Below are 6,637 nucleotides of genomic sequence, written 5' to 3'. Positions count from 1 at the left end.
AAAAAAGTGTATGTTAACAGGTTACTGCTTTTTTTAGGAATGAGAATGGCTTTTCTTCGTCAGATTCCTGTACAATATAAGGGTATTCAACAGAAAGGACTTTTGCGATGGCCTATACACACGTACAAACATTCAATCCCGAAATTCTCTATGCTTTCGATCCGCTGAACGAAGCCGGGAACTATTCCAAAACGCACAGCCACAACTTTCTGGAAATCAGCGTCCTGCTGGAAGGGGAAGCGGATTACTTGGTGGACGGAAAACGGCAGGACTTGGGAACCGGCACCGTCATGCTTTTCAATCCGGGTGTGAAACATGCGGAGCGGCAAAAAGAGGGCACGTTTTCCCATCAATTGCATATCGGTTTGACGAACCTTTCGTTGAACGGTCTTCCCCGCAACCATTTTCCGAACAAGCGCGCTTTGCTGGATCTCGGCTGTTATGCGGATGCCTTTATGGAGAAGGCCTGGCGGGTGACGAAGGAGTTCAACGAGCAGCGGAGTGAATATCAGCTGATGGGAAAAGGACTGATATTGGAGATGCTGGGGTTATTGCTCCGCAGTCTGGAGGACGGATCCGACAATACGATCCCTTCGGCACTTTCGCAGACAGCCGTGCGTCAACAGCATCTGGTGAATCATGCCGTCTATTATCTGGAAAACCATCATTCCGAAGAAATCACTCTGGAACAATTGGCGCAGCAACTCTTCGTCAGCCCGGCCCATCTTTCAAAAATCTTCAAGGAAGCGACCGGATTGAGTCCGATCCATTACCTGATCCACGTGCGCCTGAAGCATGCGAAGGAACTGCTGAAGCAGGAAGAATGGACCATCAAAGAAGTCGCACAGGCGGTCGGTTACCAGGACGCGTACCACTTCAGCAAACTGTTCAAAAAATACTACGGGACTGCGCCTTCGCAAGTCGCCAAGGAACAGCGACCGGTTTAGCGAGTATCGTTAACAAGAAAAGGGCTGTATCAGAACCAGAACAGAATTTTCTGGATTTGATACAGCCTCTTTATATGGAGATTTAATTTACGCTCAGAGATACCCCGCCAAAATCTATTAGGCGGGGTAAAACGTCCGAAGACAACACGAGATTCCCCTTCAAAGACAATTTGGCGGGGAATTTCACGCCCTCGGGATTCATCATGCTCTTGTATGTGTTCTTCGGAATTCTTTTGGTGTCTGGCCTTCGCGTTTTTTGAAGAGGTAGCTGAAATAATTGGGATCGTTGTAGCCGATGTCCATCGCGATGGCGGACAGCTTGTCATCCGTCCCGACCAACAGTTCCTTGGCGTGCTGCAGGCGGCACTCCGTCAGGAAGTCGATGAAGGTCTGCCCCAAAGATTGCGAGAAGATGGTGCTGAAGTGCGATGGACTCAAGTTCACGGCATCGGCCACGACATTCAGGGAAATATCCGGATCGGTAAAATTCTCTTTGATGAATCCCAACGCTTTTTGGATGACGCTCTGATACTTCACCATGGAAGGGTGGATGTGGGCTGCCATCAGAAAAGCCAACAGCTTTTCGATGATCTGGGTATATTCCGCGGCGTCGGCCGCTACCGCCGCCAACTGATCCAGGTCATTCATTTTTTCCAGCAAAGGTTGCTCCGAACCAGGCTTCTTTTTTTGGACAAGATTGCCCAACTCGGTCAGCACGAAAAAGCGGAAGAGGCGGTTGCGTTCTTCGGTATCCCCAGGCGTTCCCTGAAGCTCCAGCACCAGTTCCTCCAGTTCATCCGCTTCGGTCTGGGCAATTTTCTGGGCCAAATCGAGTTTGAAAGGATTCGTCGGGGAAACTTCGCCGTCCTTGATGTCATCCTCGTAGCTGATGATTCGTTCGGTCCGCAGCACGCCGTAGGTCTGGAGCATGTTCTGCGTGTAGCGGTAGGCCTGCGGGATTTCGCTGAGCCGATCGACGATCGGGCCAATCGAAACAATCAGGTCCTCCGCTTCTTCGTCCTTCAGTTCATGGACGAGCGTCTGAGCCAGTTGGTAGCTCTTTTCCAACAGCCTGTCCGTATCGCTGTCCATCAAGAGAAACTTGATGAAGCGCGATGAGATGCTGGAGAAAATGATGCTCTCATCTGCTCCGAAAAGGAAATGCAGATAATTGCTGAAACGGAAATAATCATCGAAGTTTTTGTCGTAATGATTGGTGGCCAAAACGATGCAGGTTTTTTTACCGACGACCGAGCGCTTCAAGGCGGCGGACTCCTGCAGCACTTCCGGAACCGATAAGTCACCGCGGAAGATGCCGTTCAAAAAATGATTTTTTTTCAGCTCGAAGACGAAATTATCCGCATGCGGATCCCGTTCCGTGATGGGTTCTTTTTGTTTATCCAATACTGCGATGACAGCTTCAAGTGTTTGGGTCAGCTCGGTATCTTTGATCGGCTTCAGAAGATAGGCATCTGCCTGAACTTGGATGGCGGTGCGCGCATATTCAAAATCATCGAAGCCGCTGATGAAGATGATGCGGATCCAAGGAAAGATCTTCCGGACTTCCTTGGCCAAACTCAAGCCATCCATGAAGGGCATCCGGATATCGGTCAGCAGGATATCCGGTTTGACGTCCATGATTGAGGCCAAGGCCATTTCCCCGTCGGAGGCTTCCCCCGAAAAGATCAGCGGGTGCGTTTCGGCGAGGGACAGCAGTTGGTTCCGTAGGCTATCACGGATCAGGTGCTCATCCTCGACTATAAAGACTTTATACATGCTTGATCGCTCCTTTTAGGTAATCTTAGGTACTGTCACAGTAATGGTCGTACCTTTTCTGTAGGTGCTGTCGATCTGGAGGGAAGCGCTGTTGCCGTAATACAACAGCAGACGCTTGCGGACATTGTAAAGGCCATAACCGCCTTCACCTGAATCTTCGACAGTGGCTTGGTCAAGCCGTTTTCGGATTTCGAGCAAACGCTCCTCCTGCATGCCGATTCCGTTGTCCGTCACGAAGAACTGGATTGTGTCGTCGGTATCAGTCGCCTCGACGGTCACTTTCCCGGCCCGACGGACATGCTTGGTTCCATGGTAGACCGCATTTTCAACCAATGGCTGCAGGATCATCTTCAGCACTTCCGTCTGCAGGATTTCCTCCGGGATGTCGATGGCGAACGTCAGCATGGCCCCGTAGCGGATCTGCAGAATCGTCAGGTAATCTTCGACGTGGCGGATTTCTTTCTCGATCGTGATCCAGTCCTGGCCTTTGCTCAAGGAAATGCGCAGGAAATCGGAGAGTGCGTAGGTCATCGTCTTCACCTGCTCGCTGTTGCCTTGTTCAGCCAAGGACAGGATGGCATCCAGGGTATTGTAGATGAAGTGGGGCGTAATCTGAGCCTGCAGGACACGCAGCTCGCTCTGCGCCAAATCGAATTGCTTCACGGCGTTTTCTTCAATCAGGACATGCAGATTCCGCGCCATGTCATTCATGCTTTCCGTGACGACGCGCAGCTCAGCGACTTCCGGCTCTTTTGCCCGGTAATCCAGATGGCCTTGCGACAGTTCCTCGGAAAGGACGATCAGGTCGTTCAACGGCTCCTGGATCTGCTGCGTCAAAAAGCGGTTATTCTTCCGGGCGTAGTAGACGATTATCAGGACGATGACGAGTTCGAACAGGATCAGATAATAGAGCGACACAAGCATATCATCGCTGGTTTGTCCCGCAAGTTCGATTTCGACGCGCACAAAGTCCTGCAGGATAGCATAAAGCAGGACCGTGACGGCATCGACTTGGACCATGATGGCTTCATTTTCAGCGAACGGCCGTCCGTTAACGATATTGCTTTCCATCTCGGAAATGTAATTGTCGAGTGTGTCCAAGGTCCGCAAAGCGACATCCAGTGTGGCGCCTTCCTTTGCGGTAGTGGTGTTGGACTGGATTTCTTCGATGGCCAGCCGAACCTTTTCCAGCTCGTTGCCGGACTTGTAATCGGTGACGTTGATGAGGCCGAAGACTAGGTCCCACAGTTCCTCCAAAACATTTTCCTGGACGATGGTCGAAACCGTATTCGCTTCTTCGACGTTCGCCAGCGCGCTGCGGTAGATCAGGATATTGCGTGTATAAAAGATACTGATGACCAGCAATGGAATCAGGGTGATGCTGAAGAGCAGGCGATTGGTCTGCTGGAAAATATCTTTGATGCTGGCTATTTTTTCCATCACTTTGCCTCCCTAATATTCCCTTGGCGGAATGCTGTCGAGATTCCCTTTATCGGAGAAGACCGTTTCGGGCATGTAAATTTCATCCGGGATGGTATTACCGTTCAAATAACGCTTGATCGTGTTGCGGACATACCAGCCGGCATTCGGATTGCATTCAACGACGCAATTGACCTTGCCGGCGCGCAGGTTTTCGATCATCTCCGCTTGGCCGTCGATTGTGACGATGAGGATGTCCTGGCCGGGGACGATACCGTTTTCTTCCATGATCTCCAGGATGCCCAGCGTCATCTCATCGTTATGACTGTAGAGAACATCAATGTCTTCCCAGCCGTTATCCTCGATGTATTTCCGGAAGACATCCTTCGCCTTGGAACGGATAAAGTCCCCTTCCAAGGAGGCTGCGATGGATATCCGCGAATCGCGGCTGATCACTTCCATGAATCCTTCGCTGCGGAAATTAGTCGGCGAAGTATTCGCAAGCCCTTTCATTTCCAAAATATTCACGGAGGGCTGGGAGCTGTTTTGGAAATGATTGGTGATGTAGAGTCCCGCCCGGTTTCCTTCAGCCTTGAAGCTGGAACCGATGTGCGTCAAATACAGATTCTCTTCTGCTGTGCGGATATGGCGGTCGACAACGATAACGGGTATGCCCGCATCTTTTGCTTCCAACAGGACAGCATCCCAACCATCTTCCACGATCGGCGTGAAGACGATCATATCCACTTTGTAGGCGATGAAGGTGCGCATATCCTGAATCTGACGGTCTTGGTTCATGAAGCCGTTCCGGTACAGCACTTCATAGCCTTCTTTATCCAATTCTTCTCTTATCGACTCTGTGTGGCGCTTGCGCCAATTGCTCTCCGTTCCGGATTGTGAGAATCCGATGACGATGTTCCCGGGCTCTTCTTCCTCATCAGGGCTGTTCGCGCAGCCGCCGACAAAAAAGAGCAGGAGAAGCAAATGCAATAGATACTTCATGGCGGGAAAACTTCCTTCCTATATATAACCAAAATGAAACGCTACCATCGAATAGTTTAGCATAGTTTCTGGGGCCTTCGAAAAAAAACAAAGAAAATCGGAAAAAATCCATATGGAAACGGATACAAATCAGTAAGAATATCAAGAAAACGGAAAAGATAGTGAATGTAAGCGGTATCCGATAAGGGTACAATACGTATATCAAATAAAACAGCAGTGGAGGAATTCGGAATGAAATTCAATTGGAAGAAAAGTTTTCTTACAGCAGCAACGTTAGTATCCGCAGTAGCGCTAGGTGCTTGCGGGGATGGCGAAGCATCTACAGGGGATGCCGGTTATGTAGGAATCGCGATGCCGACGAAGTCAGCCGAGAGATGGATCGCGGACGGCACCAATATGGTTACGGAGTTGGAGAAACTGGGCTATAAGACGGATCTTCAATACGGGGAAGATAAAGTGGAAAATCAGGTGGCGCAGATCGAGAATATGATCACAAAAGGTGTGGATATTTTGGTAATCGCTTCCATTGATGGATCCGCATTGACGGATGTGCTTGGAAAAGCAGCGGACGAAGGCATCGAAGTCATCGCGTACGACCGCTTGTTGATGAATTCCGAACACGTTGACTACTATGCAACTTTCGATAATTTCGGAGTGGGTGTGCTTCAGGCTTCCTATATTGAAGATGCATTGAACTTGAGCGAAGGTGAAGGCCCATACAATATCGAATTGTTCGGCGGATCCCCGGACGACAACAACGCCTTGATCAATTACAATGGTGTAATGTCCGTGTTCCAACAATACATCGAAAGCGGCCAATTGGTCATCCCTTCCGAACAAACAAAGTTCAACCAGATTGCAACCTTGCGTTGGGATGGATCGACTGCACAAGCACGGATGGACAACCTGTTAAGCGCGAATTACACGGATAAAACCTTGGATGCAGTATTGTCTCCTTATGATCCGATTAGTTTGGGAATCATTTCTTCTCTGAAAGGTGTGGGTTACGGTTCAGCTGAAAAACCATTGCCGGTCATCACAGGTCAGGATGGAACGCAAGCAGGTGTGAAATCGATCATTGCCGGCGAACAGACACAAACGATTTTCAAGGATACGCGTATCTTGGCTCAAAACACAATTGAGATGATCGAAGCGATCTTCAACGAGGAAGAAGTGCCTGTAAACGACACAGAAACATATGACAACGGCGTGAAAGTCGTACCGACTTACTTGGCTAATCCGGTCTCAGTCGATAAAGAGAATTATCAAGCGGAATTGATCGATACAGACTACTATTCTGAAAAAGATTTAGGCCTATAAAAATGTGAATAATCGAGACTTCCTTTGGCGACGCCAAGGAAGTCTCTTCCATAGAGGAGGGGTATCATGGCGGATTATATATTGGAGATGCGGAATATCGTCAAAGAATTTTCTGGCATCCGGGCATTGAGTGATGTGAATCTGAAAATCGAGCGCGGGGAAATCCACGCCCT

Annotated in this window: 5 protein-coding genes; 2 read left to right on the top strand and 3 right to left on the bottom strand. The window is 49.5% G+C overall.

Annotated features, from left to right (window positions below; translation table 11 throughout):
- The first annotated feature begins 107 nt into the window (after positions 1-107).
- Positions 108-947, top strand: coding sequence for an AraC family transcriptional regulator (locus WBV27_RS04000; RefSeq protein WP_424199629.1), 840 nt, complete (start codon positions 108-110; stop codon positions 945-947).
- 201 nt (positions 948-1,148) lie between these two features.
- Here WBV27_RS04000 and WBV27_RS03995 read toward each other — a convergent pair whose 3' ends face one another.
- Genes WBV27_RS03995 through WBV27_RS03985 form a run of 3 tightly spaced genes read right to left on the bottom strand, consistent with a single transcriptional unit; the run spans position 1,149 to position 5,144 of the window.
- The gene (locus WBV27_RS03995) at positions 1,149-2,723 is read right to left on the bottom strand and encodes a response regulator transcription factor (RefSeq protein ID WP_424199627.1); all 1,575 of its coding nucleotides are present in this window, start codon (positions 2,721-2,723) and stop codon (positions 1,149-1,151) included.
- 15 nt (positions 2,724-2,738) lie between these two features.
- Positions 2,739-4,163: a sensor histidine kinase gene (locus tag WBV27_RS03990; RefSeq protein ID WP_424199625.1), complete on the bottom strand. Its 1,425-nt coding sequence runs from the start codon at positions 4,161-4,163 to the stop codon at positions 2,739-2,741.
- Between the two features lie 12 nt (positions 4,164-4,175).
- Positions 4,176-5,144: an ABC transporter substrate-binding protein gene (locus WBV27_RS03985; protein ID WP_424199623.1), complete on the bottom strand. Its 969-nt coding sequence runs from the start codon at positions 5,142-5,144 to the stop codon at positions 4,176-4,178.
- A 231-nt stretch (positions 5,145-5,375) separates the two neighbouring features.
- Here WBV27_RS03985 and chvE point away from each other — a divergent pair, with 231 nt between their 5' ends.
- Positions 5,376-6,464, top strand: a complete 1,089-nt coding sequence (chvE, locus tag WBV27_RS03980; RefSeq protein ID WP_424199621.1) for a multiple monosaccharide ABC transporter substrate-binding protein — start codon at positions 5,376-5,378, stop codon at positions 6,462-6,464.
- Positions 6,465-6,637: the final 173 nt, after the last annotated feature.

Origin of the sequence: Trichococcus sp. (assembly GCF_049589555.1) — a bacterium.
Classification (GTDB): domain Bacteria; phylum Bacillota; class Bacilli; order Lactobacillales; family Aerococcaceae; genus Trichococcus.
Note: the sequence above shows the minus strand (reverse complement) of the source record. Positions and strands in the feature narration are given on the sequence as shown.